Below are 26,195 nucleotides of genomic sequence, written 5' to 3' on the forward strand. Positions count from 1 at the left end.
ACCTTTCTCACACCATTCCGGAGGCGTTGACGGAGGCCTCGGTGGGTCGTGCGTGTGCGACGGCGCGTCGGGCTCGCTCCCGCGCCCAGCGCTGCGCGTCTAGTACCTCATCCACGTTAGCGGGTGAAACCGCCCACTGGTCTGCGGCGTGCAGCACGTCGGCGATGGTTTTGACGATGACGGGGAATCCCACCCGGCCCGCGAGGAACGCCTCCGCCGCTTCTTCGTTGGCCGCGTTGTAGACGGCGGTCATGCAGCCGCCGGTCTGGCCGGCGTACCGGGCCAGTTCCACGGCGGGGAAGACCTCGCTGTCCAGCGGTTCGAATTCCCAGCTAGAGGCGGTGCTGAAGTCGCAGGGCGCGGCCACGCCGGGAACCCTGTCCGGCCAGCCCAGTGCCAGGGAGATGGGCAGCTTCATGTCCGGGGGGCTCGCTTGCGCGATGGTCGAGCCGTCAACGAACGTGACCATCGAATGAACAATCGACTGCGGGTGCACGACGACGTCGATGCGGTCGTACGGGATGCCGAACAGCAGGTGCGTCTCGATGAGTTCGAGCCCCTTGTTGACCAGCGACGCCGAGTTCAGCGTGTTCATCGGGCCCATCGACCAGGTCGGGTGGGCGCCGGCCTGCTCCGGGGTGACACCCTCGAGCTGGGCGGCGGTCCAGCCGCGAAACGGCCCGCCGGAGGCGGTCAGCACCAGCTTGGCGACTTCCTCGGCGGACCCCCCGCGCAGGCACTGGGCCAGCGCGGAGTGTTCCGAGTCGACGGGCACGATCTGACCCGGCCGCGCCGCTCGCAAGACCAGCGGACCGCCGGCGACCAGGGATTCCTTGTTGGCCAGCGCCAGCCGGGCGCCCGATTCCAGGGCGGCCAGGGTCGGGCGCAGACCCAGCGCACCCACCAGCGCGTTCAGGACGACGTCGGCTTCGGTGTCCTCGATCAGGCGGATCACGGCGTCGGACCCGCGGTACGGGACGTCGGCGGCCTGCGCCGCGCGTTCGTCGGCGACGGCGATGTTGGTGACCCCGGTCTCGGCGCGCTGCCGCAGCAGGGTGTCGACGTTCGCGCCGCCCGCGGCCAGGCCGACCACCTCGAAGCGGTCCGGGTGGGCCGCGATCACTTCCAGGGCCTGGGTGCCGATCGAGCCGGTACTGCCCAGCACCAGCACCCGCAGGCGGCCCCCCGGTGTCGCGTTTGTCACTCACTCATTGTGCCCCGCCCGCTGACGATGCGAGGGCTGCGGGACCTCGCCGCGGGTATGCCAGAATCGCTGCAGGACCGACGAAAGGGATTCACCGTGGCCAGTACCGAGGTGGAACACTTCAGCGGCGTCGACACCGTTGAGGTGCCGTCCGCGGCGTGGGGTTGGAGCAGGATCAATCACCGCACCTGGCACATCACCGGCCTGGTCGTCATCGTGTTCCTGCTGGCGATGCTGCGCGGCAACCACGTCGGCCACATCGAGAACTGGTTCCTGATCGGGTTCGCGGCGCTGGCGCTGGTCGCGCTGGTGCGCGACCTGTGGGGCCGCCGGCGCGGCTGGATCAGGTAGTCGTCAACCGCCCGCTACGTCTTTCGGCGGCCAGCTGTCCACAAGCCCCGGCCGATTCACCTTCGCTCCAGCTACCCGCCCGCTAGGTCTTTTCGAAGGCCAGCTGTCCGCAGGCGGCGCTGATCTCCCGGCCGCGGGTGTCCCGGACCGTGCAGGAAACCCCCTGCGCCCGGACCCGGCGGACGAACTCCCGCTCCACCGCCTTCGGGCTGGCATCCCATTCACTGCCCGGCGTCGGGTTGAGCGGGATGAGGTTCACGTGCACCAGCGGGCCGAGCGCACGATGCAGGCGCTTGCCCAGCAGACCCGCCCGCCACGCCTGGTCGTTGACGTCGCGGATCAACGCATACTCCACCGATACCCGGCGTCCGGTCACGTCGGCGTAGTAGCGGGCGGCGTCAAGCGCCTCGGTGATCTTCCAGCGGTTGTTGACCGGCACGAGGGTATCGCGCAGTTCGTCGTCGGGCGCGTGCAGCGACAGCGCCAGCGTCACCCCGAGCCGCTCGTCGGCGAGTTTGCGGATGGCCGGCGCCAGGCCGACCGTCGAGACGGTGACCGAGCGGGCCGAAATGCCGAAGCCGTGCGGCGGCGGTTCGGTGATGCGCCGCACCGCCGCCACCACCCTGGCGTAGTTGGCCAGCGGCTCCCCCATCCCCATGAACACGACGTTGGAGAGCCGATCGCCGAAATCCTCACGCAGGGTCACGGCGGCGGAACGGACTTGTTCCAAAATCTCCGCGGTCGACAGGTTGCGGGTCAGGCCCCCCTGCCCGGTCGCGCAGAACGGGCAGGCCATGCCGCAGCCGGCCTGTGACGAGATGCACACGGTGTTTCGCTGCGGATAGCGCATCAGCACCGACTCGAACGTCGTCCTATCGGTGCCACGCCACAGCGTCTTCCGGGTCTGCCCGGCGTCGCAAGTGACTTCGGTGGCCGCGGTGAGCAGATGCGGGAACATCGCCTCGGCGATCCGGTCCCGCACGGCCGCCGGGAGATCGGTCATCTCGCGAGGATCGGCGATCAGGCGACCGTAGTACTGCTGGGCGAGCTGTTTGGCGCGGAACGCCGGCAGCCCCAGTTCGGCGACGGCCGCCGCGCGGGCTTCCGCGTCGAGGTCGGCCAGGTGCCGCGGCGGCCTGCTGGGGCGGGGTTCGGTGAAGACCAGTTCTTGGACCATGACCAGTCCAGTATCGGCCCTCTCAGGGCACGAGTGTCAGCACGATCCACGCGGCGACGGCCGACGGGAGCACGCCGTCGAGCCGGTCCATCAGGCCGCCGTGGCCGGGCAGCAGGCGGCCCATGTCCTTGATCCCCAGGTCGCGCTTGATCTGGGACTCGACCAGATCGCCCAGCGTGCTGGTCAGTACGAGGACGACACCGAGCAGCGCGCCGATCCAGGGCGGTTTGCCGGCCAGGAACGTCGCCGTCAGCATTGCCGCGGTGATTCCGAACACCAGGGACCCGGCCAATCCCTCCCAGGACTTCTTGGGGCTGATCGCCGGGACCATCGGGTGCTTGCCGAAGAGCGCCCCGACGGCATATCCGCCGGTGTCGGAGGCGACGACGGTGATCATCAGGCAGAACACCCGCCCTGCCCCGTCGTGCGGGTAGACCAGCAGCACGCCAAAGGACGCGAACAGCGGCACCCACGCGGCCAGGAACACCGTCGCCGAGGCGTCCCTGAGGTAGTTGGCCGACGGCGAGCCGGCGAACGGCTCGGGCCGCTTGCGGTTGTCCTGCATGAACAGCCGCCAGACGTTGCAGACCACTACGGTGGCGCCGAAGCCGGCCAGGGCGCCGGCGGCATGGTACGGCCAGGTCAGCCAGACGGTGGCCTGCCCGCCGATCAGCAGCGGGATGAGCGGGATGACGTATCCGGCCTCGCGCAGGCGCCGCACCACCTCATGACTGGCGACCGGGATGGCGAGCGCGACGATGACAACCCAGAAGCGCGGCGCGAAGACCAGCGTCACGATGAGCACGCCGCCGATTCCTAAGCCGACCGCGATGGCGGCGCGCAGGTCGCGTCCCGCGCGGGAGGTCTTCTTTGCCGGCTGTTGCATGGTGTTTTTGCCCTCACGCCCCGGCTCGTCGGGCGGGCTGGCTGCGCCGGTGGTTGCCACGGACCTGGGTGAACTCAGCTGCTGGGCGGCCGCTAGACCTCCAGCAGCTCGCCCTCTTTGTGCTTGACCAGGTCTTCGATCTGGGTGATGTACTGGTGCGTGGTCTTGTCGAGGTCTTTTTCCGCGCGCCCGACCTCGTCCTCGCCGGCCTCGCCGTCCTTGCGGATGCGGTGCAGCTCTTCCATCGCCTTGCGGCGGATGTTGCGCACCGACACCTTGGCGTCTTCCCCTTTGCCCTTGGCCTGCTTGACCAGCTCCCGACGCCGCTCCTCGGTGAGTTGCGGCACTGCCACGCGGATCAGGGTGCCGTCGTTGGTCGGATTGACGCCCAAATCGGAATTGCGGATCGCCGTTTCGATCGCGCCGAGCTGACTGGTTTCGTACGGCTTGATCACGACGAGCCGCGCCTCGGGGACGTTGATGCTGGCCAACTGCGTGATGGGGGTGGTGGCGCCGTAGTAGTCGATGACGATCCGGGAGAACATGCCGGGATTGGCGCGGCCGGTCCGGATGGTTGACAAGTCGTCGCGGGCCACCGCTACGGCCTTCTCCATTTTCTCTTCGGCGTCGAAGAGAGCCTCGTCAATCATCGTTCGCTTCCCCTCAGGTGGTGACCAGTGTCCCGATTTTCTCACCGGCGACCGCGCGGGCGATATTGCCATTGGTCAGCAAGTTGAACACCAGGATCGGCATGCCATTGTCCATGCACAGGCTGAACGCCGTGGCATCGGCCACTCGCAGTCCCCGGTCGATGACCTCGCGATGGCTGATCGCCGCGATCAGCTCGGCGTGCGGATTCTGCCGCGGGTCCGCTGAGAACACCCCGTCGACCGCCTTGGCCATCAAGACCACTTCCGCGCCGATCTCCAGGGCCCGCTGCGCGGCGGTGGTGTCCGTGGAGAAGTACGGCAGGCCCATGCCGGCCCCGAAGATCACCACCCGGCCCTTCTCCAGGTGGCGGACGGCCCGCAACGGCAGGTAGGGCTCGGCCACCTGGCCCATCGTGATGGCGGTCTGGACCCGGGTGACGATGCCCTCTTTCTCCAGGAAGTCCTGCAGGGCGAGGCTGTTCATGACGGTGCCGAGCATGCCCATGTAGTCCGAGCGCGTGCGCTCCATTCCGCGCTGCTGCAGCTGCGCGCCCCGGAAGAAGTTGCCGCCGCCGATCACCACCGCGACCTGCACACCGCCGCGGACCACCTCCGCGATCTGGCGGGCCACCTGGGCGACGACGTCGGGATCCAGCCCGACCTGACCGCCGCCGAACATTTCGCCACCAAGCTTGAGCAACACCCTGGAGTATCTGGGCCGCGTCCGCGGCTGCCCGGCAGCCGATCCATTCTCCGGTGCGGTGGGCTCCGGCTTCGGGGCCGCCGCGCCGGCGGCTTGGGGCTCCCTGGGCTCCGTCATCAGGCTCCTCGCATGAGAGTGCCATCCCGGGGTTAACTCCTCCGGAACGGCATTTCACATCCTGCCTCATCGCAGCACAAGCCGGCGCCGGTGGGGTGCGTTATGCGCAGAGTTGGCGATGCGGACGACTTTTGGCGGCGATCGGCCCAGGTGACGCGTCGGCGGTCCCCCGTTCCGCCACCTTGCCGCTATCGATGTTTGAGGGACGGCCATCGTGGGGAATCCGCACCATCGCGGTGGGAATTCACGGTCTTGAGAATAAGGGCCAACCTCGCCGTATGACCGGATCGATCGCGTTGGCGATCGGTAGTGAGCGCGAATCGCTCAGGTACGCCTACGAGAGGAACTGATCCATGGCGGACAACAACTCGGGACCTGCTGAAGCTGTCAAGGGCGTCGTCGAGGACGTCAAGGGCAAGGCGAAGGAGGCCGTTGGTGCGGTGACGGGCCAAGACGACCTCACCCGCGAGGGCCAGGCCCAGCAGGACAAGGCGGAGGCACAGCGCGACGCGGCGAAGAAGGAAGCCGAGGCCGAAGCGGCCCGCGGCGGCGCCGAGGCCGCTGAGGAGCGCCAGAAGGCCAATCAGTAGCTTGCTGGGAGGATGGGTCCGGTCTGTGGAAACGGACCGGGCCCATCGACTTTTCTGGGTGACGATGGTCGCGCCGGTTTAGCCGGGCCGACGCGGTGTGCAAGCGTCGGACATTCGTTTGCATATTTTCGCGGCGAGTGGGTAGTCACCGCTGCGCAGGCTGACATCTCCCAGGAGATGCCTGCGGGCCGGGGGCAAATGCAGACCCACATTTCGGGAGCTGTCGTTGGACGTTCTACTGCTAACCGACGCAGACGACTTCGAGCGCGCCCTGCCGCGAGTGGCGTCCTTCGCGAGAATCGTGCGGCGTGCGCCGCTTACCGGTAACGGCCAGGGGCAGGTCGAGGCCGGCGACGTCGCCATCGTCGACGCTCGGGGCAACCCGGCGGCGGCGGAGTCGGCCTGTCGGCGCCTGACGACCGATGCCCCCGCCACCGCGGTGGTGGCCCTCGTGGCACCGACCGACGGCGTAGCGGTGGACGCCGCGGACTGGCATTTCGACGATGTCATGCCGCTGGGAACCGACACGGACGAGCTGCTGGGGCGGATGCGGCGGGCGATTGCGCTGCGGCGCAGCGCAATCAACGGCAGCTTGCGGTTCGGCGCCCTGCTGCTGCACCCGACCAGCCTCACCGGGTCGCTGGAGGGCAGGGACCTCGGTCTGACGCTGACCGAGTTCAAACTGTTGAGTTTCCTTGTGCAGCATGCCGGTCGGCCGTTTACCCGTACCCGCCTGATGCACGAGGCGTGGGGCTATGACAGCAACGGCCGAGTCCGTTCGGTGGACGTCCACGTCCGGCGGCTTCGCGCCAAGCTCGGGCCCCGGCATCACTTGATGGTGGACACCGTCCGCGGCGTCGGCTACATGGCCGCGACCCCGCCGTATCCGGAGTGGATCGTCAGCGAGCCGACGCTGACGACGGATCCCGGCGGGGACCCCGTTCCGCATTGACGCGAAACACCGACTCGAATAGCTCTGTCCCCGAGGGTGTTCGGATCGGTCAGCCGAACAGCGGGAAGGCGCGCTTGCGCGCTAGTGCGTCCATGCCGTCCTGGATGGAGTCCTGGATCTCACGGTACTTGCGGTCGACGTACGCCTCGTCGTCCGCGCGTGCGGGATCGTGGTCGAGCTCCACGGCCGGCATGAACCGGGTCCTGATCTTGGCCGGCAGCGGCAGCTGCGGAAGTGCCGCCGGCGCGATCCCCCACGGCAGCGAGATCGCCAGCGGGAAAACCTTGAGGCGCAGCAGGCGGTCCAGCCGCAAGGCCTTCGACAGCTTGTCGCCGCGGATCAGCACGGGCATGGCGTCGGCACCGCCGACCGTGGCGATCGGCACGACAGGCACGCCGGCGCGAATCGCCATCTTGACGAAGCCTTTTCGGCCCGCCAGGTTGGCCTCGTCGCGCTCGGTCCACGGGCGCAGCGAGTCCACTTCCCCACCGGGCCACAGTGCAACGTCGCGCCCTTCGGCCAGAGCGGTGGCGATCGCGTCCGGGGCGGCCGGAAGCACACCCATCGACCGGAAGTAGCGTCCGAAGATCGGGATGGCCATCAACGCGTCGTGGGCCGTGCCGTGCAGTGGGCGGTCCTGCCCGAAGCGCCGCCACCATTGCAGTCCGACGGTCCAGGCGTCCCACACGAAGGGAGCGCCGGAGTGAATCCCCACCAACAGCGCCGGCGGCTTCGGCGGGATGTTCTCCCAGCCGTCGATCTCCATGCGAAACCAGTAGTCCACCAGCACATTCCACAGATACTTCTGCCGCTGCAGGGTGGTCTCGTCCTGACCCCTCAGGTCCCACCTGCCGGCGCGCTCGGCGACCCAACCGGCGACGCCGCCGTCCTGCTTGCGGCGCCGCTCGTCCATGCTCACCTGCGTCCGTCTGGCGTGGAGCTTCGCTTGGGCACGTACTTCGGCTGGCCTGTGATCTGGGTTACTCATGGGTACGGGGTACCCGATTCATGCCCGCGCGATGCAATGCCCGGCCCCAAAAAGTGACCTCCCCGCGTCGCATGCGCAACGCGGGGAGATAACTGCTAGCCGGATCAGGCGTGTGGCGCCGGGGCGGGCGGTTGGCCCGGTGCCGGGCTTGCGTTCGGCGGTACGCCGGGCGCCGCGCCACCCTGCACGTTGGACGTCCACATCAAGACGTCTTGCAGTCCGTCGTTGTAGACGACGCCGTTCGGCGGCGCGCCCGTCACGTCGAAGTACAGGGTGCCGGTCGATTCGCTACCCTGCGGAATCGGCGCCGGGTTCAGGGCATTCGGTGCCCCCGCCTTGTCGATCAGCTTGTAAGTCTGACCGTTGGGCCCGCGTGCGCTGAAGTCCTTGACCATCGGTGTAACGAGCCCACCATCCGACCGGGCGGTGATGTCCGCCTGGTACAGCGTCCCCTTGGGCGTGTAGCCCGGAATCGAGACGTTGCTCGGCTGCAGGTTGCTCACCGTGTAGTTGGTGATCAGCGGCCCGTCCACGAGTTGCTCACTGGTGCCGAAGCCCTGAATGTTGGGCGGCGCGGCAGACGCCGGCACCGCGGCGAAAACGCTTGCCGCCGCTATCCCCCCGGCAGCAGCAGCTGTCTTAAGGGCGGTCTTGGTGACCTTCATTGCTCATTCCTTTCGTGTCGAACAATCGCCCCCCGGAAGGGCAATACGCAATAAGCCGCAAATAACCCCTTGCTGCCAGCTTTAAACATCTGGGCCCCTTTTATTTCGCAATTTTCGGTCGGCTAGCTGGCGAAACGGTGTTGTTTTGCCGGGCAGCACCTTTCGCATCGTTCTTAACATCCGTATCGCTATTCACGTCGAATCACCGCGGCCACGGCAACAGGAGCGGACTCGGACGGCCGGTTAGCCCCCGCCGCGGCGGGTAGTCGGAGCGGAGAATTTCGACGAGACGAAAGGGGCCGTCCATGGAACGCGGAAGCTCTAAGCACAGTCCGCGCGAGGACGACGAACTCAAGCACGAATTGGACGGCACGCTGCGCGGTAACCGGTCCAGTCGCGTCGAGGAATGGCGCGATCCCGAACCGCCGGCCGACGACGACCCCGACGTCCCCTCCGCCCGTCCAGAGACACGTGACCACGAATAGAGGATTCAGATGGGCTTTGCGCCTCAGCAACAAACCGCACCGGGTGTACAGGGCCGGATGAACCCCGTGCCCGACTGCGGCGAAAGCACTTACCGGGGCTCGGGAAAGCTCACCGGCAAAAGGGCGATCATCACCGGGGGTGATAGCGGCATCGGCCGCGCGGTCGCTATCGCTTTCGCCCGCGAAGGCGCCGACGTGCTGATCTCCTACCTCAATGAGGACGACGACGCCCGCGACGTCGCACGCTACGTGGAAGACGCAGGACGCAAATGCGTACTGGCTTCCGGCGACCTTTCCGATGCGGCGCATTGCCGCGCCGTCGTCGAGCGGGCCGTCCAAGAATTCGGCGGAATCGACATCCTGGTCAACAATGCCGCCTATCAGATGATGCACAAGAGCCTCGACGAAATCAGCGACGAGGAATGGGATTACACGTTCCGGCTCAATGTCGGCGCATACTTTTATCTCGTCAAGGCGGCCGTGCCGCACATGAGAGCCGGGGCGTCGATCATCGGCAGCTCGTCGGTCAATTCCGACACGCCCAATCCGACGCTGGCACCGTACGCGGCCACCAAGGCCGCGATCGCCAACTTCTCGGCGAGCCTCGCTCAGTTGCTGGGCGATAAAGGGATTCGAGTGAACAGCGTGGCGCCCGGCCCGATCTGGACACCGTTGATCCCGTCGACCATGCCCCCGGACAGCGTTGAGTCGTTCGGCGACAACGTCCCGCTCGGGCGAGCCGGCCAGCCCGCCGAACTCGCGCCCATCTACGTGCTGTTGGCCTCCGATGACGCCAGTTACATCTCCGGCGCGCGGGTGGCGGTGACCGGGGGTCGGCCAGTTCTGTAGCGCGACATTGTCTTTGCGCTCTTAGCGCGGTTCAGGAGCCCCGGTTCTCGCCCAGCTCGTCGACGATCGGGCTCTGCACGGGGATGTCTTTCGCGTTTTCGGCCAGCCCCGGCTTGGTGTGGGAGCGACGCGCCGCGGCCCTGTCGCGCTCCTCGACATCGCGATCATCGGTGATGCTGACCGACGCGGCGACCTGGGCGGCGTTGTTGTAGGTCTCGGGAGGAATGCCCCGCAACGCGCGTATCGTGTCGTCGTCGCAACCATTGCGGCCGGCGGCGTCGAGCAGATCCTGTTTGCTCACCGGGAAGTCCACATTGGTGAAGCACTGACGCAGTTGACTAGGGGTAGTGGACGCAACCATGGCTGTCGGGATGCCCGAAGGCCGTGGGGCTAAACGCGGCCACGGGGTGACGTCTCGGTCACACCGGGGCGCCCGTGCGACGCCGCTCTCAGCGGCCGCGGACCCGCCGGTTGTGCTTCTTGATCGCGTCGACCAACTCCGCCTTGCTCATCGTCGACCGGCCGCGGACATCGAGTCGCCGGGCCAGATCGAGCAGGTGTTTCTTGCTCGCGTTGGCGTCCACACCTTCGGCGGTCGGGCCGGATGCTCGCGGTCCGCCGCTCTTGGCGCGCTCGTCGGACGGGCCCTTCTCTTCTTTGGGTTCCCAATGGTCGCCGACTTTTTCGAAGCTGTGTTTGAGGGCGGAGTAGGCCACCCGATGAGCGCGCTCCCCGTCGCCATACTCCTTGGCGGCCGCGTCGTGCGCTTTGGTGAACGTGCGTTGGGCTTTGGCGTTGGACCGCTGCAAAGTGCTCGGCAGTTCGTCCTTTTTCGGCTTGCCGCCTTTCGTCGTCTTCGGCATTGGAAACCTCCTGATACGCCCGCGCGGTGAAACATTCGGTTACCCCTTTGACGGACCGGCAATCACCACTTCTCGCCGAAGCCGCGTCCGGAGCGCGGAAATATGTCAAGATCCTTGACATGGTTCAGGCCGAAGACGCCCCGCTGGGTTACCTGCTATACCGGGTGGCCAGCCTGCTGCGACCGGAGGTTTCCGCCGTGTTGGGCCCGCTCGGCCTGACGCTGCCCGAATTCGTCTGCCTGCGCATGCTTTCCCTGGTTCCGGGGATGTCGAGCGCCGAACTGTCCCGGCAGGCGGGCGTCACACCGCAGGCGATGAACACGGTGCTGCGCAAGTTGGAAGACATTGGCGCCGTGGCCCGTCCGACGTCGGTGTCCAGCGGTCGCGCGCTACCCGCCACGCTGACCGGTCAGGGCCGCGCCCTGCTGAAGCGCGCCGAGGGCGCGGTGCGGACCGCCGACGCGCGCATTTTGGCCAAGCTGACCGAAACGCAGCAGCGTGAGTTCAAGCGGATGCTCGACAAGCTCGGGTCCGATTGACCCCCGCGCGGCGAAGCCGGGCGAAGCGGGTCGCCCACCTGGAAACCGCGGATCAGTCGGTTTGGATCCGGGCCCACGGTCGGGCCTCTTCGAGCTCGTAGGCCAGCTCGAGCAGTAGCGCCTCCTGCCCGACGTCGGTGGAGAACATCATGCCCACCGGCATGCCTTCGTCGGACTGGGCCAACGGAAGGGAGATCGCCGGCTCGCCGGTGACGTTCTGCAGCGGGGTGAACGAGACCCAGTCGATCAGCCGTTCGATGACCTGGTGGTAGTCGGTGGGTGCCAGATAGCCGATGCGGGGCGTCTCGTCGGCGAGCGTCGGTGTCAGCACGACGTCGTAGGTGCCGAAGAATCGTGCGGTACGCCTCCGGATGCCGCGCAGGCGCATGATCGCCAGCGGCAGCCGGTGCATGTTGCGCGCGGTGTGTCGCTCCAGACCGAGCGTCAGACTGTCCAGCCGGCCGCGGTCGAACGTCTTGCCGAACATGTGCCGCCCGCTGCGCACCTGGGCCAGCGCGAGAAACCCCCAGTAGAGGACGAAATCGTCGACGAAGCTGGCCGGCACCGGGGGCTCCTCGAGGTATTCGACGCGGTGCCCCAGTTCCTCGAGAAGACCGGCGGACTTCACCGTCAGCTCGCGCACCTGGGGACTGCAATCGCGTTGCACCGACCGGGTCAGCACGGCGATCCGCAGCCGCTGCCTGCCGGGCCCGACGACGTCCCCGACCGGCGCGAGTTTCGGGTTACGCCAAATGCGTTCGGCCTCTCGGTAGAAAGCCGCGGTGTCACGCACCGAACGGGTCACCACGCCGTTGGCGACGATGCCCACCGGCATCCGGCGCAGGTGGGCCTCCAGCGGCAGCCGCCCGCGCGACGGCTTCAGCCCGACGAGCCCGTTGCAGGCGGCAGGGATGCGGATGGAGCCGCCGCCGTCGTTCGCGTGGGCGATCGGCACCACACCGGCGGCAACGAACGCGGCCGAGCCCGACGAGGACGCGCCGGCGCTGTAGTCGGTGTTCCACGGGTTGCGGACCGGTCCTAGCCGGGGGTGTTCGGCCGACGCGCTGAATCCGAATTCCGACAACTGGGTCTTGCCCACCGGGGCCAGCCCGGTGGCCAGGAACAGCCGGGTGAATTCGCCGTCGGAGGTTGCATTCCACGGCGTCCACGCGTCGGTGCCGTGCATCGTCGGCTGGCCGGCGATGTCGACGTTGTCCTTGAGGAAGGTCGGGACGCCGTCGAAGAAGCCGTTGGTCGCGCCGGCGGTTCGCGCCTGCCGGAAGGCCGCATACGCCAGGCCGTTGAGGACTGGATCGACGGCCTCGGTGCGGGCGATGGCGGCCTCGACCACCTCCGCCCTGCTGACCCAGCCGGCCTGTAACGCGTGGGCGAGGCCGACCGCGTCCAGATCACCGAGGGCGTCGTCGCCGAACGCATGCACGTGTCGCATGTAACCGACGCTAGCCCGCGCCCGCGCAGGGCTCAGGCCTGGCCCACCTCGAAGCGCACGAACCGCGTCACCGTCACGCCGGCCTCGTCGAGCAGGGCCTTGACCGTCTTCTTGCTGTCGGACACCGAGGGCTGCTCCAGCAGCACTGAGTCCTTGAAGAAGCCGTTCAGCCGGCCCTCGACGATCTTGGGCAGCGCCTGCTCCGGCTTGCCCTCCGCCTTGGCCGTTTCCTCGGCGATGCGGCGCTCGCTGGCCACGACGTCCTCGGGAACGTCCTCGCGCGACAGGTAACGCGCCTTGAGCGCGGCGATCTGCAGCGCGACGGAGTGCGCCGCCTCGACGTCGGAGCCGCTGTACTCCACCAGCACACCCACGGCCGGCGGCAGGTCCGCGGCGCGCTTGTGCAGGTAAGCCTCGACGGTGCCGTCGAAGTGCGCGACACGGCGCAGCTCGAGCTTCTCGCCGATCTTGGCCGACAGGTCGGCGATGGCCTGCTCGACCGTCTTGTCGCCAACCTTGGCGAGCTTGAGCGCGTCGACGTCCGCGGCCTGGGCGTTCAGCGCGGCGTCAACGATCTGGTCGGCCAGGGCCTGGAATTCGGCGTTCTTGGCGACGAAGTCGGTCTCGGAGTTCAGCTCGATCAGCGCGCCGCCCTTGGCCGCGACCAGACCTTCGGCCGTGGCGCGCTCGGCCCGCTTGCCGACGTCCTTGGCGCCCTTGATGCGCAACGCCTCGACGGCCTTGTCGAAGTCGCCGTCGCTCTCGGCCAGCGCGTTTTTGCAGTCGAGCATGCCGGCGCCGGTCAGCTCCCGAAGCTTCTTGACGTCGGCGGCGGTGAAGTTGGCCATGTCAGCCTTCCCTAGGAGGGTTCAGTGGTTGGTTCGGGTGCGCCCGCAGCGACGTCGGTGGGGGCGCTGGCAGCAGCGGAGGCCAGCAGTTCCTGCTCCCATTCGGGCAGCGGCTCGGCGGCCTCGGCCTCGGGCTTGCCGTCGGCGCGGCCGACTCCGGCGCGGGCCTGCAGGCCCTCGGCAACCGCGGAGGCGATCACCTTGGTCAGCAGCGCGGCCGAGCGGATGGCATCGTCGTTCCCGGGGATCGGGTAGTCGACCTCATCGGGGTCGCAGTTGGTGTCCAGGATCGCGATGACCGGGATACCGAGCTTGCGGGCCTCCCCGACGGCGATGTGCTCTTTGTTGGTGTCGACGACCCAGATCGCCGACGGCACCTTGGCCATGTCGCGGATACCGCCCAGGCTGCGCTCCAGCTTGTTCTTCTCCCGGGTCAGCATCAGGATTTCTTTCTTGGTGCGACCCTCGAAGCCGCCGGTCTGCTCCATCGCCTCGAGCTCCTTGAGGCGCTGCAACCGCTTGTGCACGGTGGAGAAGTTGGTCAGCATGCCCCCCAGCCAGCGCTGATTCACGTACGGCATGCCGACGCGGGTCGCCTCGGCGGCAACGGATTCCTGCGCCTGCTTCTTGGTGCCGACGAACATGATGCTGCCACCGTGGGCGACGGTCTCCTTGACGAACTCGTACGCCTTATCGATGTAGGTCAGCGTCTGCTGCAGGTCGATGATGTAGATGCCGTTGCGGTCGGTGAAGATGAACCGCTTCATCTTGGGATTCCAACGACGGGTCTGGTGCCCGAAGTGGGTGCCGCTGTCCAGCAGCTGCTTCATGGTTACTACGGCCATGCTTATGCCTTTGTGTGTCGGTTGTCGCCCGGCATCGGGTGAAGCCGGGCCCTGGCGCCTGCTGCGATGCCGGACCTCGCCAGGAAAAACCCTGGCGGGGACCGCCCGGCACGCGGTGCGAACTCCTAATGGAACGGGAGACGCGGGGCGGACGCGCGAAGTCAGCCCGCGAACGAGCTGCGACCAGGAGTTTACACCGACTCAGCTGGCGGTTTTGCACAGCACCGACCCGCCCTGAGTGGTGCCCGCGCCGGCGCGGCAATGAACTGAGCCGATGCGACGCGTTTTGCGGCTGATCCTATGCCTGGCGCTGCTCAGCGCGGCGCCGGCGGTTGCCGACGACGCCCGCCTGGACTGGCCTTTGCGCCCGCCGCCGGCCGTCGCCCGGGGATTCGACGCACCGTCACCGGATTGGAAACCCGGGCATCGGGGGGTCGACCTGCCCGGAGCCCCTGGTCAGCCGGTGTATGCGGCGGGCGCCGGCACCGTGGTGTTCGCCGGGCAGCTGGCGGGGCGGCCGGTGGTGTCGCTGGCGCACCCCGGCGGGCTGCGCACCAGCTACGAGCCGGTCCGGGCGGCGGTGCGCGTCGGTCAGCCGGTGACGGCCCAGACCGTGATCGGCGAGTTGGTGGCCGGCCATGCCGGCTGCCGGGCCGCGGCCTGTCTGCACTGGGGCGCGATGTGGGGTCCGGCGTCGGGCGCCCACTACGTCGATCCGTTGGGTTTGGTGAAGTCGACGCCGATCCGGCTCAAGCCGCTGCAGGGCCGAGGGCGAGTGTGCGCCGGGCCGCGCACTCAGCGCCGTCAGCACACTCACGCCCGCGGGTGGGCCTGATCGTGCACCGCCCGCAGCCGGGAGACGGCGACATGGGTGTAGAGCTGCGTGGTCGCCAGGCTGGAATGGCCGAGCAGCTCCTGCACCACCCGCAGGTCGGCACCGCCTTCCAGCAGATGCGTGGCGGCGCTGTGCCGCAGGCCGTGCGGCCCCATGTCGGGCGCGCCCTCCACCGCGGACACCGTCTGGTGCACGACCGTGCGGGCCTGGCGGACGTCGAGCCGCCGACCCCGCGCACCCAGCAGCAGGGCCGGCCCCGACTCGGCGGTCAACAAAGCGGGACGCCCGTCGTCCAGCCAGGCGCGCAGCGCCTCGGCGGCCGGCGTCCCGAACGGCACGGTGCGCTGCTTGTTGCCTTTACCGAGCACCCGGATCAGCCGATGTCCGGTGTCCACATCTTCGACGTCCAGGCCGCACAGTTCACTCACCCGGATTCCGGTCGCATAGAGCATCTCGACGATCAGCCGGTCCCGCAATGCCATCGGATCCCCCTGTTGGGCACCGGATTTCGCAGCGGCCATCGCGTCGAGCGCCTGGTCCTGACGCAGCACCGCCGGCAGGGTGCGGTGCGCCTTGGGCACCTGCAGCCGGGCCGCCGGGTCCCCGGCCAGCAGGCCGCGCCGGACGGCCCACGCGGTGAAAGCCTTGACCGCCGAGGTGCGACGGGCCAGCGTGGTGCGGGCGGCGCCGGCAGCGCCCGAGGCGGACAACCACGAGCGCAAGAGGGGCAGGCTCAGTCCGTCCAGCCCGGCGCCGCGGGCTTCGAGAAAGGTCAGCAGCGAGCGCACGTCGCCGAGGTAGGCGCGACGGGTGTGCGCTGAACGGCCGCATTGCAGCGACATGTATTCGTCGAACTCCTCGAGGATGGCCTCCACGCCTGCAACGTTCGCAGGAGCCGGGGACCCGATTCAGTCGACGCGCCGAAGCGTGTCCGGGGTGAGATCTTTCAGGGTCGGATAGCCGTCGACGGCCATGATGAGGTCCGCTTCGGCCAGCAGCGAGCGCAGCACGTGCACGACGCCGTCGACGCCGCCCAGTGCCAGGCCGTACGCGTACGGGCGACCGACGCCGACCGCGGTCGCGCCCAGCGCGAGCGCCTTGACGATGTCGGCGCCGCTGCGGATGCCCGAATCGAACAGCACCGGCAGCCCGTCGGCCGCCTCGATCACCCCCGGCAGGCAGTCAAGCGCGGGCAGACCGCCGTTGGCCTGGCGTCCGCCGTGCGTCGAGCAGTAGATGCCGTCGACGCCACCGTCCTTGGCGCGCCGGGCGTCGTCGGGATGGCAGATGCCCTTGATGATGAGCGGCAGCTCGGTCAGCGATCGCAGCCAGGGAAGGTCGTCCCACGTCAACGGATTGCCGAACGTCGTGACCCACTGCAGCACCGTGGCTTGCGGGTCCTCCTCGGGCGGGCGCTGCAGGCCGGCGCGAAACACCGGGTCGCTGGTGTAGTTGCTCAGGCACAGCCCCCGCAACTGCGGAAAGTTTGCCGTGGTGAGGTCGCGCGGACGCCACCCGGGAATCCAGGTGTCCAGCGTGACGATGATGCCCTTGTAGCCGGCGGCCTCGGCCCGCTGCACCAGGCTGGCGGCGAGCTCGCGATTCTTCGGCGTGTACAGCTGGAAAAAGCCGGGGGTGTCGCCGAACTGGGCGGCGACGTCTTCCAACGGGTCTGCGGTCAGGGTGGAGACGACCATCGGGACGCCGGTGGCCGCTGCGGCCCGCGCGGTGGCCAGGTCGCCGTGGCCGTCCTGGGCGCAGATCCCGATGATGCCGATGGGCGCCATGAACACCGGCGACGGCAGCGTCAGGCCGAACATCTCGACCGACAGGTCCCGCTCGGCGGCACCGACGAACATGCGGGGCATCAAGCCCCAGCGGTCGAACGCCTCGCGATTGGCCCGCTGGGTACGCTCGTCACCGGCACCACCGGTGACGTAGGACCACACCGACGGCGACATCGCCCGCTCGGCCCGGGCCTCCAGCTCCGCGAAGGCCATCGGCAGGGGCGGCACCACCCCGCCCAGGCCGCGCAGGTAGATCTCGTTCTGGTAATCACCGAAATGCGCCATGGGAGTAGAGGATGCCAGCCGGTGGTCAGACCGACGAACCCGCTACGACGCTCCGGCCTCCGCCTCGGCCAGTTCCTTCTTCCATTGCCGGAAGGTCTCTTCGGTGCGCCCCCGCCGCCAGTAACCCGAGATGGACGACGCCCACTTGGCGTCCACGCCGCGCTCCTTGCGGATGTAGGGCCGCAGGTTGTGCATGACGCTTTGCGCCTCGCCGTGAATGAACACGTGCACCTGTCCGGGCAGCCAGGGCGTGGTGGTGACCGCCTCGATGAGCGGGGCGTGGTCGCCGGCACGGTCCTCGGGGACCAGATCGGCCCGGCCGCCGCGGTAGACCCAATGCACCTCGACGCCTTCCGGCGCGGTCAGCGGAATCTCGTCTTCCTGGCCCGCTACCTCGATGAACGCCTTGCCCACGGCGTTCGGGGGCAACGCCTCCAGCGCCGCGGCGATGGCCGGGAGCGCCGATTCGTCGCCGGCCAGCAGATGCCAGTCGGCGGCAGGGTCGGGCGTGTAGGCACCGCCGGGGCCCATCAAGAAGATCCGCTGGCCCCGCTGGGCCGTGGCGGCCCATTGGCCCGCGATTCCGTGCTCGCCGTGCACGACGATGTTCAGCGTGATTTCGCGGGCCGCCACGTCCACGTGCCGGACGGTCATTGTCCGGACCGACGGCCTCTTGTCGGGCGGCAGGCCGGCGAAACTGTCCAGGGTCAACGGCTGGGGCAAGTCCGCGACGTCGACGTCATCCGCGACGAACGCCAACTTGACGTAGGAGTCGGTGAATTTGCTGGGCACGAAGGCGTCGAAATCCTTGCTCCCCAGCACCACACCGACCATGTGTGGTGTGAGTTCTTTGGTATCGACAACCTCGAAGCGCTGCAAAGGTCGACCCGCCACGTGTCCTCCTGTCCCCATCCGACCCCCGTCGACTATACGAGCCGCGGCGTCGCTGCAGCTTGGCCGCCGACGGCCCGGACAAGTCGCCACCTGCCCTCCTGACGCTGCACCAACCCGGCCAGCTCGAGGATCGCCAGCGGCCCCAACACCCGCTCGGGCGCCAGCCCCGACGTGACCGCGAGTTGCTCGACGGTGGCGGCGCCGCGGCCCGGCAGCGCCTCGTACACCCGCCGCTCGTCGTCGCTGAGCCCGTCGAGCGCCGTCGCCGGGCGCGGTTCCTCGGCTGCCAGCTCGCCGATGCGGCCGATCAGCTCGACGATGTGGTCGGCCCGGGTCACCAGTTCGGCGCCGTTGCGCAGCAGCTCATGGCACCCGGCCGACGCGGACGAGGTCACGGGACCGGGCACCGCGGCCACCACCCGGCCCAACGCCCTCGCCCAGGCGGCGGTGTTCGCCGCGCCGCTGCGCAGGCCGGCTTCCACCACCACCGCGGCCCCCGCGACGGCGGCCACCAGGCGATTGCGGGTGAAGAATCGGTGGCGGGCCGGCCGGACACCGGGCGGGTATTCGGTGAAGAGCAGCCCATGTTGCCCCACCCGGTGCAGCAATGCCGTGTGGCCGCTGGGATACGGAATGTCGAGCCCGCCGGCGAGAACCGCCACGGTGATTCCGTCGGCGTTCAGCACCGCCCGGTGCGCCGCGCCGTCGATGCCGTAGGCGCCACCGGAGACGACCGCGACCTCGCGTTGCGCCAACCCCGCGGCCAGGTCCTCGGCCACCTGCTCGCCATACGCCGTCGCCGCCCGAGTGCCCACCACCGCAGCCGCGCGGGAAGCCACCTCGTCGAGCCGGGCCGGGCCCTGCGCCCACAACACCATCGGCGCACCGCCGCGCGCTTTTGCCGGGGAATTCCCGAACGCGGCGAACGCCAGCAGCGGCCATTCGTCATCGTCGGGGGTGATCAACCGTCCGCCCCGGCGGGCAAGCAGCTCGAGGTCGGCGGCGGCGCAGTCGATTTCGCGCCGCGCCTCGGTGTGCCGCGCGAGGCCGTCGTCCATCAGTCCGCGGCAGACCCGGTCGGCCGCCTCCACCGGGCCGACACGCCGCACCAGGGCGGCGAGCTCGGCGCAGGGCGGCTCGGCGACCCGGGACAGGTATGCCCAGGCGCGCGACACGGGATCGTCGACCGCGGTCAGCATCGCGGTGCTCCGGGCTCCAAGGATTCCCCGAGGATCCGGATAGCCCCGTACGCGAATGTGTTGTCGTCGAACCTCATTCGCCATCGCGCAGCCGGCACGGAACGGAGTCCGGCGCTCATCGCTGCGCTCCAGGCTGCCGGAAGCTGAGTGCGGCCGCGACCTCCGCGGGCCCGGGCGATACTCCGCCGGCCAAGTCGGTCAGGCTCCAGGCGACCCGCAGCGTGCGGTCCAGGCCGCGGATGCTGAGCAGCCCCCGGTCCAGCGCTTGCTGTAGCGGCGCCATCGCGGCGTTGCCGGGCCGGAACTTTCGGCGCAACAGCACCCCACTGACCTCGGCGTTGGTGCGGAAGCCGTGCGGCAGCCACCGCTCGGCCGCGGCCGCCCGGGCCTGCGCCACCCGCTGCCGAACCTGTGCCGTCGATTCCGCTTCGGTGCCCGAGAACGCACCCGCGCGGACCGCATGCATCTCCACCCGCAGGTCCACCCGGTCCAGCAGCGGCCCCGACAGCTTGCCCAGATAGCGACGCTTGACCGCCGCCGCGCAAATGCAGTCCTGCGGATCGGCGGGCGCGCACGGGCAGAGGTTGGCGGCCAACACCAGCTGAAACCGGGCCGGGTAACAGGCCACACCGTCGCGCCGGGCGAGGCGAATCTCCCCGTCTTCCAACGGTGTTCGCAATGCCTCCAGCGCGCTCACGCTGATTTCGGCGCATTCGTCGAGGAAGAGCACCCCACGGTGCGCGCGGCTGACCGCGCCGGGGCGCGCCATGCCCGACCCGCCGCCGACGAGGGCCGCCACGCTGGAGCTGTGGTGCGGCGCGACGAACGGCGGCGTGGTGATCAGCGGCGTGTCCCCCGACAGCAGCCCGGCCACGGAATGGATCGCGGTGACCTCGAGTGACTCACTCTCCGACAGCGGCGGTAACAGACCCGGAAGCCGTTGCGCAAGCATGGTTTTACCGACGCCCGGCGGCCCGGTGAGCATGAGGTGATGCGACCCCGCGGCGGCGACCTCCACCGCGAAGCGCGCCTGCGTCTGCCCCACCACATCGGAGAGATCCGACGACGCCTCGAGTGCGGGGGCCGTCGTGGTGATCCGGTTGTCCAGGGCGGCCGATCCGCTGAGCCACTTCTGCAACTGCCTCAGCGTGCGCACCCCCCAGACGTCGATGCCGTCGACCAGGCTGGCCTCCGCCAGGTTGTCCACCGGGACGACGACGGCCGGCCAGCCGTCGCGTTTGGCGGCCAGCACCGCCGGCAGCACGCCGCGCACCGGACGGACCCGACCGTCCAGCGACAGCTCGCCCAGCAGCACCGTCTTCTCCAGGCGGTCCCACGGGTTCTTCCGTTGCGCCGACAAGACGGCAGCGGCCAGGGCGATGTCGTAGACGGAGCCCATCTTGGGCAGCGTCGCCGGGGAGAGCGCCAGCGTGAGCCGCGCCATCGGCCAGGTGTTGTCGCAATTGGCGACCGCCGCCCTGACCCGGTCGCGGGACTCCTGCAATGCGGCGTCGGGCAAGCCCACCAGGTGCACGCCCGGCAGTCCGGAGGTGATGTCGGCTTCGATCTCCACGATTTGGCCGTCCACTCCGCGCACCGCGACCGAGAACGCGCGACCCAGCGCCATCAGCCGATCCCTTGCAAATGGGTGATTTCGGGGGTGCGCCGGCGCCCGATCCGCACCCGGATCACGTCGATCCGCAGTGCCGCCCAGCGCTCGTCCTGGCCGGCCAGCCATAGGCCGGCCAGGCGGCGCAGTCGGCGAACCTTGCGCTCGGTGACCGCGTACGCCAGCCCGCCGTAGCCGTCGCCGGTACGGGTTTTCACCTCGACGAACACCACCGTGCGGGCGGCGTCATCGGCGGCGATGACGTCGAGTTCGCCATAGCGGCAACGCCAGTTGCGGTGCAGGATCCGCAATCCCATCCTCGTCAGGTGGTCCACGGCGAGCGCCTCACCCATCGCCCCGAGTTGGACCCGAGTCATAGTCGTTTCGGTCGTCATGCCCGCCAATGTGCTCCGACGGCACCGACACGGCGGGCCGCGGAGACGCGTGCGACCGGTCCGCGACGACGGGTTATCCCCAGTGCCGTCTACATTCACAACCGGCCGGAAAACGGCTAGCCGATTCGGTCGGCCCTGGTGTAGACGTTCATTGAGTCCTCCCGCAGGAACGCCACCAGGGTGATGCCGGACTCCTCGGCCAACGAGACCGCCAGCGATGATGGCGCGGACACGGCGGCCAGCACCGGAATCCCGGCCAGCACCGCCTTTTGCGTCAACTCGAAGGAGGCCCGCCCACTGACCAGCAGCACCGAGCCGGCCAGCGGCACCCGGCGATGTTCCAGCGCCCAGCCGATGACCTTGTCGACCGCATTGTGCCTGCCGACGTCCTCCCGCACCGCCAACATGGTGCCGTCGACGCCGAACAGCGCCGCCGCGTGCAGGCCGCCGGTGCTGTCGAAAACCTTTTGCGCCGAACGCAATTGGTTTGGCATCGCTTTGAGCGCGGCCGCCGCGACGGTGGCGGGGTCCGCGCCGGGCGAGAAGCGGCCGATCAGCCGCACGGCGTCCAGCGACGCCTTGCCACAGACCCCGCACGACGAGGTGGTGTAGAAGTTGCGGGTCACGTCCAGCGCCGGCACCGCGACACCGGCGGCCAGTGTCACGTCGAGCACGTTATAGGTGTTCGCGCCCTCGACCGCACCCCCGCAATACCGGATGGTCAGCACGTCGTCGCGGCCGGCGATGATTCCCTCGGTGAGCAGAAAGCCTTGCGCCAGTTCGAAATCCGCGCCCGGCGTGCGCATCGTCACGGTGACCGCCGCGCCGTTCACCCGGATCTCCAGCGGCTCCTCGACGACCAGCGTCTCCGGCCGGCTGATCGCTTTCCCGGCGGTGAGATGCTTCACCCGCCGGCGCGCAGTTACGTGCCGCACTAGGCGAATTCACCGTCAGCCGGGACCGCGGCGGAACGCTGGAACTTCACGCAGCCAACCTACCCCGGCCGGCGTCACACCGCCGAGGCCAGCGCCGCCAGGGTTTCCGCCGACGAGTGCAGCGGCCGCCAGCCGAGCTGGGTGCGCGCTTTGGTGGTATCCATGACCATCGATGTGCGCGCGGTGTGCAGCCATTCCAGCATGGACGGGACCAGCGGCACCCGCGACAGCGCCGCCGACGCGGCCGAGGCGGCCACGGCGGGCACCCGGACCGGGCGGCCGCCCAGGGCCCGGGCCACGTCGCCCACGGTCACGACGCCGTCCCCGGCAATGTTGTACGCCCCTGGCGGCGCCGTGGCGGTGGCCGCCAGCGCGATCGCGCTCGCGACGTCGTCGTGGTGCACCAGCTGCAACGGGATGCCCGGATCCGGAACGACCGGCTTCAATATCGGCACCGCCTTGACCACGGCGCGCATCGGGCCGGGCAGTTGATTCCACGGCATCGCCTCGGCCAGGACGGTGGCGTTGGGCCCGGCGACGATGCACGGCCGCAACACGTATACCTCGAGCGGCGAGTCCTTCGTGATCTCGCCGAGCAGCGCCTCACATGCCGCCTTCTGCGCCGAGTAGTAGTGCTCGTCGGACCCCCGTGCCGGGACGTCCTCGGTCAGCGGGTCGGGGTTGTCGCCGTGGTAGCCGTAGGCCGCCACCGACGACGTGTACACCAAGCGCCGCGCCCGCTCGCTGGCGACCGTCGCCTCGAACACGTTGCGGGTGCCCTGCAGGTTGATGCGGGCGCTTTCTTCCCTCGAGCCCATGATGATGAAGGCCAGGTGGATGACCACGTCGGCCTGTGCCACCAGGGCGTCGACGGCCTCGCGGTCCAGGATGTCGCCCTGTTGGTAGGTGGTCTTCTGCCAGCCGCGCGACGACGGGTCAAATGGCCGGCGCGCCATCCCGACGATGGCGTCCACCGCGGGTTCGCGCTCAAGCGCCGTCACCGCGGACATCCCGATCTCGCCTGTTGGCCCGGTCACCGCGACGGTAATTCCCACTTCAAGGCTCTTTCCCGTCCGGGCGCCGCCCAAACCACGGATGGGAAATATCACCAATGGGCGCCGCCGCGGGTGCGCCGATTCGTGCGCGCCGGACGCGCGGGTACCCGTATTGTCAGCGGGTGCTTTTTCGCTGGCCCGGGGACCGGCGGTCGAGGCGCGTAGATTCGTCGCAATCACACCGAACGGCGTGTAAGGCTCGCGCCAAGGACCGATAATCTACGGCGATCGAACGCGGGGTCAGACTGCCGAATGCGCAGGGAATGAGGCACAACATGGGGGACGAATCGACGGCCGCAGGCGGGCCGACGCCGGGCGGCGAGAAGGCCGACCCTGGGACGGTGTTCGCCGCGCTGGCCGAGATCATCTACCAGGGCTCCGACGTCGGCCAGATGTATGCCGCCATCTGCATCGCCGCCACCCTGGTCGTCCACGGATGCGACCACGCCAGCCTGTTGGTGCGTGACGGCGACCGCTACATCACCGTGGGCGCTAGCGACCAGCTGGCGCAGCAGATCGACGAGCTGGAACGGCGGTCGGGGGACGGCCCCTGCATCGACGCGATCGAGGAGGAGACCCCCCAGATCGACCCGGACCTGACGACGCCGTCGCTGTGGCCACAGCTGGCGAAGGTCCTGGTGGCCGAAACACCGGTGCGTGGGGCGATGGGCTTTAGGCTGCTGGTGGACAAAAGAAAAGGCGCCGCGCTCAACCTGTTCAGCGACACCGCAGGCGTGTTCGACGCCGAGGCGGCCGGGCGCGCGGCGGTGCTGGCCGCTTTCGCGAGCGTGGCCATCAATGCGGTCAACAAGGGCGAGGACGCCAGCAGCCTACGGCGGGGACTGCTGAGCAACCGTGAGATCGGCAAGGCGGTCGGCATGTTGATGCTGCTCCACGACATGACCGAGACGCAGGCGTTCGACCTGCTGCGACGCCATTCCCAGGCGCTGAACATCAAGCTGGCCGACGTGGCGCGGGAGGTCATCGAGAGACGCGGCCAACTGCCGCCCCCGGAAGACGACGAGAACAGCTAGCCTCGCTACTCCGGCAGCCGCAGCTCGGGCTTTTCCACCTCTTCGATGTTGACGTCCTTGAACGTCACCACCCGCACCTGCTTGACGAACCGCGCCGGGCGGTACATGTCCCATACCCAGGCGTCGGAAAGCCGCAGCTCGAAGTACACCTCGCCGTCGGCGTTGCGGGGCACCATCTCCACGCTGTTGGCCAGGTAGAAGCGCCGCTCGGTTTCCACGACGAAGCTGAACTGGCCGACGATGTCCTTGTATTCGCGGTACAGCGAGAGCTCCATCTCGGTTTCGTACTTTTCGAGATCCTCGGCACTCATCTGTTCAGACGTCCTTCTCGGAGAAACACTTCCCCCGGCGTTCCGCCCGGGGAATCCTGGCCCCATCTTTCCTCACCGATATCCCCCGCGCGCGGGCGAGGGTCCGGTCGGCATTCGGCCACGACGCGGCCGCCCGACCCTTCTGACCCTATGGCCACGCGCCGGACGTTGATGAACGAATGGCGGTGTTCGGGACAGGGACCCAGCTGCGTCAGCGCCGTGCTGTGCGCCGGTGTGCTGTAGCCCTTGTGCTCGGCGAAGCCGTAACCCGGGTGGTCGGCGTCCATGGCGACCATCAGCCGATCCCGGCTGACCTTCGCCAGCACGCTGGCCGCGGCGATACACGCCGCCGCGGCGTCGCCGCCGATGACGGGCAGCGACGGCACCGGCAGGCCCGGGACCCGGAATCCGTCGCTGAGCACGTACCCGGGCCGCAGCGACAGGCCCGCGACGGCGCGGCGCATGCCTTCGATGTTGGCGACGTGCACGCCGCGCCGGTCCACCTCGGCGGGCGGGATGAACACCACGTGGTAGGCCAGCGCGTAGCGACGGATCAGCGGGAACAACTTCTCCCGGGCAGCCTCGGTGAGCTTTTTCGAATCATCAAGCGCCGCAAGGCTCTCCAGCCGCCCCGGGCCAAGCACGCAGGCGGCCACCACCAGCGGGCCGGCGCAGGCGCCGCGGCCGACTTCGTCCACGCCGGCCACCGGCCCCAGACCGTTGCGATACAGCGCGGACTCCAGCGTGCGCAACCCCGACGATTTGCGGATCACCGTCCGCGGCGGCCACGTCGTGGCCATGGCTACTGATGCTGCTGCGGGTTCACCGAGGACACGCCACCCCATCGCCCGGGCGGCCACACGATGAACCTCGCCTTGCCGATCACGTTGGACACCGGCACGGTCCCCGACGCGGGGTCGCCCGTGCACAACACACCCTTGAGCGCCTCGGCCGGGACACTGTTGCAATGGGCGCGGGAATCCGCCGAGTGCGTCCGGTTGTCGCCCATCACCCACAGCCGCCCCTGCGGAACCGTGACCGGCCCGAACTCGCTGCCCAGGCATGGATACACCGACGGGTCAGCCATCATGGTGGCCGGATCCAGGTAGGGCTCTTTGAGCGGCTTGCCGTTGACCGTCAAGCCGGTGTCGGCCCGGCACTGCACCGTCTGCCCGCCGACCGCGATGACCCGCTTGACCAAGTCGTTCTCGTCGGGAGGCACGAAGCCGATGAAGGACAGCGCGTCCTGTGCCCAGTGCAGCACGGTGTTGTTCGACCGGATCGACTTGTACCCCAGATTCCAGGAGGGCGGTCCCTTGAAGACGATGACATCCCCGGGGCGGGGCGATTCGAAGCGATAGCTGACCTTGTCGACCATGATCCGGTCGCCGACGCAACCGGCGCACCCGTGCAGCGTCGGCTCCATCGATTCCGATGGGATCAGGTAGGGCCGTGCCACGAACGTCAACATGACGTAATAGAGGGCCACCGCGATCACCGCGAGCAGCGCGAATTCCCGCAGCGTGGATCGTTTGGTGCGCTCGGGCGCGCCCTCGTCGGGCGCCTCTAGGGGTTCGGGGACGGTTTCGGCCGCCGTCAGCGACTCGCCTTCGGGCGTGTCCGGGGTGCGGGTGGAGACCTTCGGCTCTGACTGGGCGGACTGGGGCTCAGATGAGTCCGTGGGATCGGTCACG

30 protein-coding genes and 1 pseudogene are annotated in these 26,195 nt (G+C 68.8%); 8 read left to right on the forward strand and 23 right to left on the reverse strand.

All coding sequences use genetic code 11. The features are described from left to right. Positions 1 to 7: 7 nt before the first annotated feature. Positions 8 to 1,204 (reverse strand): 1-deoxy-D-xylulose-5-phosphate reductoisomerase, encoded by a 1,197-nt coding sequence (dxr, locus tag A5678_RS07875; protein ID WP_068040598.1) that lies wholly within the window; start codon positions 1,202 to 1,204, stop codon positions 8 to 10. Between the two features lie 96 nt (positions 1,205 to 1,300). On the opposite strand from dxr, the gene A5678_RS07880 reads away from it, so the two are divergent. Next, positions 1,301 to 1,555, forward strand: a complete 255-nt coding sequence (locus A5678_RS07880; protein ID WP_068040771.1) for a DUF2631 domain-containing protein — start codon at positions 1,301 to 1,303, stop codon at positions 1,553 to 1,555. Positions 1,556 to 1,637: 82 nt separating this feature from the next. Here the strand turns inward: A5678_RS07880 and rlmN are convergent, their stop codons facing one another. From rlmN to pyrH, 4 genes are all read right to left on the reverse strand, one after another. Beyond that, the gene (gene rlmN, locus A5678_RS07885; protein ID WP_068040601.1) at positions 1,638 to 2,732 is read right to left on the reverse strand and encodes a 23S rRNA (adenine(2503)-C(2))-methyltransferase RlmN; all 1,095 of its coding nucleotides are present in this window, start codon (positions 2,730 to 2,732) and stop codon (positions 1,638 to 1,640) included. A gap of 22 nt (positions 2,733 to 2,754) precedes the next feature. Continuing rightward, positions 2,755 to 3,618 carry a phosphatidate cytidylyltransferase gene (locus tag A5678_RS07890; protein ID WP_068040773.1) on the reverse strand — a complete coding sequence of 288 codons (864 nt, stop codon included), beginning with the start codon at positions 3,616 to 3,618 and terminating at the stop codon, positions 2,755 to 2,757. A gap of 92 nt (positions 3,619 to 3,710) precedes the next feature. Further along, positions 3,711 to 4,268, reverse strand: a complete 558-nt coding sequence (gene frr / locus A5678_RS07895) for a ribosome recycling factor (protein WP_068040603.1) — start codon at positions 4,266 to 4,268, stop codon at positions 3,711 to 3,713. Between the two features lie 13 nt (positions 4,269 to 4,281). After that, positions 4,282 to 5,088 (reverse strand): UMP kinase, encoded by an 807-nt coding sequence (gene pyrH, locus A5678_RS07900; protein WP_068040606.1) that lies wholly within the window; start codon positions 5,086 to 5,088, stop codon positions 4,282 to 4,284. A 353-nt stretch (positions 5,089 to 5,441) separates the two neighbouring features. Here pyrH and A5678_RS07905 point away from each other — a divergent pair, with 353 nt between their 5' ends. Next, complete coding sequence (locus A5678_RS07905; protein ID WP_007171420.1) at positions 5,442 to 5,678, forward strand: CsbD family protein; 237 nt, start codon at positions 5,442 to 5,444, stop codon at positions 5,676 to 5,678. Positions 5,679 to 5,898: 220 nt separating this feature from the next. Next, entirely contained in the window at positions 5,899 to 6,630 is a 732-nt protein-coding gene (locus A5678_RS07910) for a response regulator transcription factor (protein ID WP_068040608.1), read from the forward strand. A 49-nt stretch (positions 6,631 to 6,679) separates the two neighbouring features. Here A5678_RS07910 and A5678_RS07915 read toward each other — a convergent pair whose 3' ends face one another. Together A5678_RS07915 and A5678_RS07920 are read right to left on the reverse strand one after the other, a co-directional pair. Next, positions 6,680 to 7,618 carry a lysophospholipid acyltransferase family protein gene (locus tag A5678_RS07915; RefSeq protein ID WP_068040611.1) on the reverse strand — a complete coding sequence of 313 codons (939 nt, stop codon included), beginning with the start codon at positions 7,616 to 7,618 and terminating at the stop codon, positions 6,680 to 6,682. Between the two features lie 104 nt (positions 7,619 to 7,722). Then, positions 7,723 to 8,283, reverse strand: coding sequence for an MPT63 family protein (locus A5678_RS07920; RefSeq protein WP_068040613.1), 561 nt, complete (start codon positions 8,281 to 8,283; stop codon positions 7,723 to 7,725). A 305-nt stretch (positions 8,284 to 8,588) separates the two neighbouring features. Here A5678_RS07920 and A5678_RS07925 point away from each other — a divergent pair, with 305 nt between their 5' ends. Together A5678_RS07925 and A5678_RS07930 are read left to right on the forward strand one after the other, a co-directional pair. After that, positions 8,589 to 8,768, forward strand: coding sequence for a hypothetical protein (locus A5678_RS07925; protein WP_068040615.1), 180 nt, complete (start codon positions 8,589 to 8,591; stop codon positions 8,766 to 8,768). Positions 8,769 to 8,777: 9 nt separating this feature from the next. Beyond that, on the forward strand, positions 8,778 to 9,617 hold the full coding sequence (locus tag A5678_RS07930) for a glucose 1-dehydrogenase (RefSeq protein ID WP_068040617.1): 840 nt from the start codon (positions 8,778 to 8,780) through the stop codon (positions 9,615 to 9,617). Positions 9,618 to 9,648: 31 nt separating this feature from the next. Here the strand turns inward: A5678_RS07930 and A5678_RS07935 are convergent, their stop codons facing one another. Then, a complete protein-coding gene (locus A5678_RS07935; protein WP_197502071.1) occupies positions 9,649 to 9,918 on the reverse strand; it encodes a DUF2795 domain-containing protein in 270 nt (89 codons plus the stop codon). A gap of 148 nt (positions 9,919 to 10,066) precedes the next feature. Continuing rightward, positions 10,067 to 10,480 (reverse strand): ChaB family protein, encoded by a 414-nt coding sequence (locus A5678_RS07940; protein WP_068040622.1) that lies wholly within the window; start codon positions 10,478 to 10,480, stop codon positions 10,067 to 10,069. Positions 10,481 to 10,599: 119 nt separating this feature from the next. Between A5678_RS07940 and A5678_RS07945 the strand changes: the two genes are divergently transcribed. Further along, complete coding sequence (locus tag A5678_RS07945) at positions 10,600 to 11,019, forward strand: MarR family winged helix-turn-helix transcriptional regulator (protein ID WP_068040775.1); 420 nt, start codon at positions 10,600 to 10,602, stop codon at positions 11,017 to 11,019. A gap of 52 nt (positions 11,020 to 11,071) precedes the next feature. Here the strand turns inward: A5678_RS07945 and A5678_RS07950 are convergent, their stop codons facing one another. From A5678_RS07950 to rpsB, 3 genes are read right to left on the reverse strand one after another with little or no spacing between them, the layout of a single operon-like run. Beyond that, on the reverse strand, positions 11,072 to 12,469 hold the full coding sequence (locus tag A5678_RS07950; protein WP_068040624.1) for an amidase: 1,398 nt from the start codon (positions 12,467 to 12,469) through the stop codon (positions 11,072 to 11,074). A 32-nt stretch (positions 12,470 to 12,501) separates the two neighbouring features. Beyond that, the gene (tsf, locus tag A5678_RS07955) at positions 12,502 to 13,317 is read right to left on the reverse strand and encodes a translation elongation factor Ts (protein WP_068040626.1); all 816 of its coding nucleotides are present in this window, start codon (positions 13,315 to 13,317) and stop codon (positions 12,502 to 12,504) included. 11 nt (positions 13,318 to 13,328) lie between these two features. Then, positions 13,329 to 14,162 (reverse strand): 30S ribosomal protein S2, encoded by an 834-nt coding sequence (gene rpsB / locus A5678_RS07960; protein WP_068040627.1) that lies wholly within the window; start codon positions 14,160 to 14,162, stop codon positions 13,329 to 13,331. Positions 14,163 to 14,436: 274 nt separating this feature from the next. Here rpsB and A5678_RS07965 point away from each other — a divergent pair. After that, a pseudogene (locus A5678_RS07965) lies at positions 14,437 to 14,922 on the forward strand (M23 family metallopeptidase); the annotation flags it as partial. 53 nt (positions 14,923 to 14,975) lie between these two features. Here A5678_RS07965 and A5678_RS07970 read toward each other — a convergent pair. From A5678_RS07970 to A5678_RS08005, 8 genes are all read right to left on the reverse strand, one after another. After that, positions 14,976 to 15,872, reverse strand: coding sequence for a tyrosine recombinase XerC (locus A5678_RS07970; protein WP_068040629.1), 897 nt, complete (start codon positions 15,870 to 15,872; stop codon positions 14,976 to 14,978). 33 nt (positions 15,873 to 15,905) lie between these two features. Continuing rightward, positions 15,906 to 17,069 (reverse strand): lactate 2-monooxygenase, encoded by a 1,164-nt coding sequence (locus tag A5678_RS07975; RefSeq protein ID WP_068040631.1) that lies wholly within the window; start codon positions 17,067 to 17,069, stop codon positions 15,906 to 15,908. A gap of 42 nt (positions 17,070 to 17,111) precedes the next feature. Beyond that, positions 17,112 to 17,963 (reverse strand): siderophore-interacting protein, encoded by an 852-nt coding sequence (locus A5678_RS07980; RefSeq protein ID WP_068040633.1) that lies wholly within the window; start codon positions 17,961 to 17,963, stop codon positions 17,112 to 17,114. Positions 17,964 to 17,995: 32 nt separating this feature from the next. Then, positions 17,996 to 19,162, reverse strand: coding sequence for a DNA-processing protein DprA (gene dprA / locus A5678_RS07985; RefSeq protein ID WP_068040635.1), 1,167 nt, complete (start codon positions 19,160 to 19,162; stop codon positions 17,996 to 17,998). Positions 19,163 to 19,277: 115 nt separating this feature from the next. After that, on the reverse strand, positions 19,278 to 20,789 hold the full coding sequence (locus tag A5678_RS07990) for a YifB family Mg chelatase-like AAA ATPase (RefSeq protein WP_068040637.1): 1,512 nt from the start codon (positions 20,787 to 20,789) through the stop codon (positions 19,278 to 19,280). Then, positions 20,789 to 21,166, reverse strand: coding sequence for a YraN family protein (locus tag A5678_RS07995; RefSeq protein ID WP_068040639.1), 378 nt, complete (start codon positions 21,164 to 21,166; stop codon positions 20,789 to 20,791). Before A5678_RS07995 ends, A5678_RS07990 begins: the two co-directional genes overlap by 1 nt. 116 nt (positions 21,167 to 21,282) lie before the next feature. Continuing rightward, positions 21,283 to 22,101 (reverse strand): formate dehydrogenase accessory sulfurtransferase FdhD, encoded by an 819-nt coding sequence (gene fdhD / locus A5678_RS08000; protein ID WP_068040641.1) that lies wholly within the window; start codon positions 22,099 to 22,101, stop codon positions 21,283 to 21,285. A gap of 74 nt (positions 22,102 to 22,175) precedes the next feature. Then, complete coding sequence (locus A5678_RS08005) at positions 22,176 to 23,156, reverse strand: NAD-dependent epimerase/dehydratase family protein (RefSeq protein WP_068040643.1); 981 nt, start codon at positions 23,154 to 23,156, stop codon at positions 22,176 to 22,178. 275 nt (positions 23,157 to 23,431) lie between these two features. Here A5678_RS08005 and A5678_RS08010 point away from each other — a divergent pair, with 275 nt between their 5' ends. Then, positions 23,432 to 24,190 carry a GAF and ANTAR domain-containing protein gene (locus tag A5678_RS08010; protein ID WP_068040777.1) on the forward strand — a complete coding sequence of 253 codons (759 nt, stop codon included), beginning with the start codon at positions 23,432 to 23,434 and terminating at the stop codon, positions 24,188 to 24,190. A 5-nt stretch (positions 24,191 to 24,195) separates the two neighbouring features. On the opposite strand, the gene A5678_RS08015 is transcribed toward A5678_RS08010, so the two are convergent. The 3 genes from A5678_RS08015 to lepB are packed head-to-tail and all read right to left on the reverse strand — an operon-like array spanning position 24,196 to position 26,194. Beyond that, on the reverse strand, positions 24,196 to 24,501 hold the full coding sequence (locus tag A5678_RS08015) for a DUF2469 domain-containing protein (protein ID WP_046184425.1): 306 nt from the start codon (positions 24,499 to 24,501) through the stop codon (positions 24,196 to 24,198). Next, on the reverse strand, positions 24,498 to 25,301 hold the full coding sequence (locus A5678_RS08020; RefSeq protein ID WP_068040645.1) for a ribonuclease HII: 804 nt from the start codon (positions 25,299 to 25,301) through the stop codon (positions 24,498 to 24,500). The genes A5678_RS08015 and A5678_RS08020 overlap by 4 nt, the downstream gene beginning before the upstream one ends. A gap of 2 nt (positions 25,302 to 25,303) precedes the next feature. Continuing rightward, positions 25,304 to 26,194 carry a signal peptidase I gene (lepB, locus tag A5678_RS08025; RefSeq protein ID WP_068040647.1) on the reverse strand — a complete coding sequence of 297 codons (891 nt, stop codon included), beginning with the start codon at positions 26,192 to 26,194 and terminating at the stop codon, positions 25,304 to 25,306. Position 26,195: the final 1 nt, after the last annotated feature.

Origin of the sequence: Mycobacterium sp. E2733 (genome assembly GCF_001667585.1) — a bacterium.
Lineage (GTDB): Bacteria > Actinomycetota > Actinomycetes > Mycobacteriales > Mycobacteriaceae > Mycobacterium.

Bases quoted from the DNA above. Each gene is read 5' to 3' on its own strand.
- frr (WP_068040603.1), bottom strand. From the start codon at position 4,268: ATGATTGACGAGGCTCTCTTCGACGCCGAAGAGAAAATGGAGAAGGCC.
- A5678_RS07945 (WP_068040775.1), top strand. From the start codon at position 10,600: ATGGTTCAGGCCGAAGACGCCCCGCTGGGTTACCTGCTATACCGGGTG.
- A5678_RS07920 (WP_068040613.1), bottom strand. From the start codon at position 8,283: ATGAAGGTCACCAAGACCGCCCTTAAGACAGCTGCTGCTGCCGGGGGG.
- A5678_RS07975 (WP_068040631.1), bottom strand. From the start codon at position 17,069: ATGGCGCATTTCGGTGATTACCAGAACGAGATCTACCTGCGCGGCCTG.
- A5678_RS07950 (WP_068040624.1), bottom strand. From the start codon at position 12,469: ATGCGACACGTGCATGCGTTCGGCGACGACGCCCTCGGTGATCTGGAC.
- A5678_RS08020 (WP_068040645.1), bottom strand. From the start codon at position 25,301: ATGGCCACGACGTGGCCGCCGCGGACGGTGATCCGCAAATCGTCGGGG.
- A5678_RS07990 (WP_068040637.1), bottom strand. From the start codon at position 20,789: ATGGCGCTGGGTCGCGCGTTCTCGGTCGCGGTGCGCGGAGTGGACGGC.
- A5678_RS07995 (WP_068040639.1), bottom strand. From the start codon at position 21,166: ATGACGACCGAAACGACTATGACTCGGGTCCAACTCGGGGCGATGGGT.
- A5678_RS07930 (WP_068040617.1), top strand. From the start codon at position 8,778: ATGGGCTTTGCGCCTCAGCAACAAACCGCACCGGGTGTACAGGGCCGG.
- A5678_RS07925 (WP_068040615.1), top strand. From the start codon at position 8,589: ATGGAACGCGGAAGCTCTAAGCACAGTCCGCGCGAGGACGACGAACTC.
- tsf (WP_068040626.1), bottom strand. From the start codon at position 13,317: ATGGCCAACTTCACCGCCGCCGACGTCAAGAAGCTTCGGGAGCTGACC.
- rlmN (WP_068040601.1), bottom strand. From the start codon at position 2,732: ATGGTCCAAGAACTGGTCTTCACCGAACCCCGCCCCAGCAGGCCGCCG.
- A5678_RS07905 (WP_007171420.1), top strand. From the start codon at position 5,442: ATGGCGGACAACAACTCGGGACCTGCTGAAGCTGTCAAGGGCGTCGTC.
- pyrH (WP_068040606.1), bottom strand. From the start codon at position 5,088: ATGACGGAGCCCAGGGAGCCCCAAGCCGCCGGCGCGGCGGCCCCGAAG.
- A5678_RS08010 (WP_068040777.1), top strand. From the start codon at position 23,432: ATGGGGGACGAATCGACGGCCGCAGGCGGGCCGACGCCGGGCGGCGAG.
- A5678_RS07890 (WP_068040773.1), bottom strand. From the start codon at position 3,618: ATGCAACAGCCGGCAAAGAAGACCTCCCGCGCGGGACGCGACCTGCGC.
- A5678_RS07915 (WP_068040611.1), bottom strand. From the start codon at position 7,618: ATGAGTAACCCAGATCACAGGCCAGCCGAAGTACGTGCCCAAGCGAAG.
- A5678_RS08015 (WP_046184425.1), bottom strand. From the start codon at position 24,501: ATGAGTGCCGAGGATCTCGAAAAGTACGAAACCGAGATGGAGCTCTCG.
- A5678_RS07940 (WP_068040622.1), bottom strand. From the start codon at position 10,480: ATGCCGAAGACGACGAAAGGCGGCAAGCCGAAAAAGGACGAACTGCCG.
- dprA (WP_068040635.1), bottom strand. From the start codon at position 19,162: ATGCTGACCGCGGTCGACGATCCCGTGTCGCGCGCCTGGGCATACCTG.
- rpsB (WP_068040627.1), bottom strand. From the start codon at position 14,162: ATGGCCGTAGTAACCATGAAGCAGCTGCTGGACAGCGGCACCCACTTC.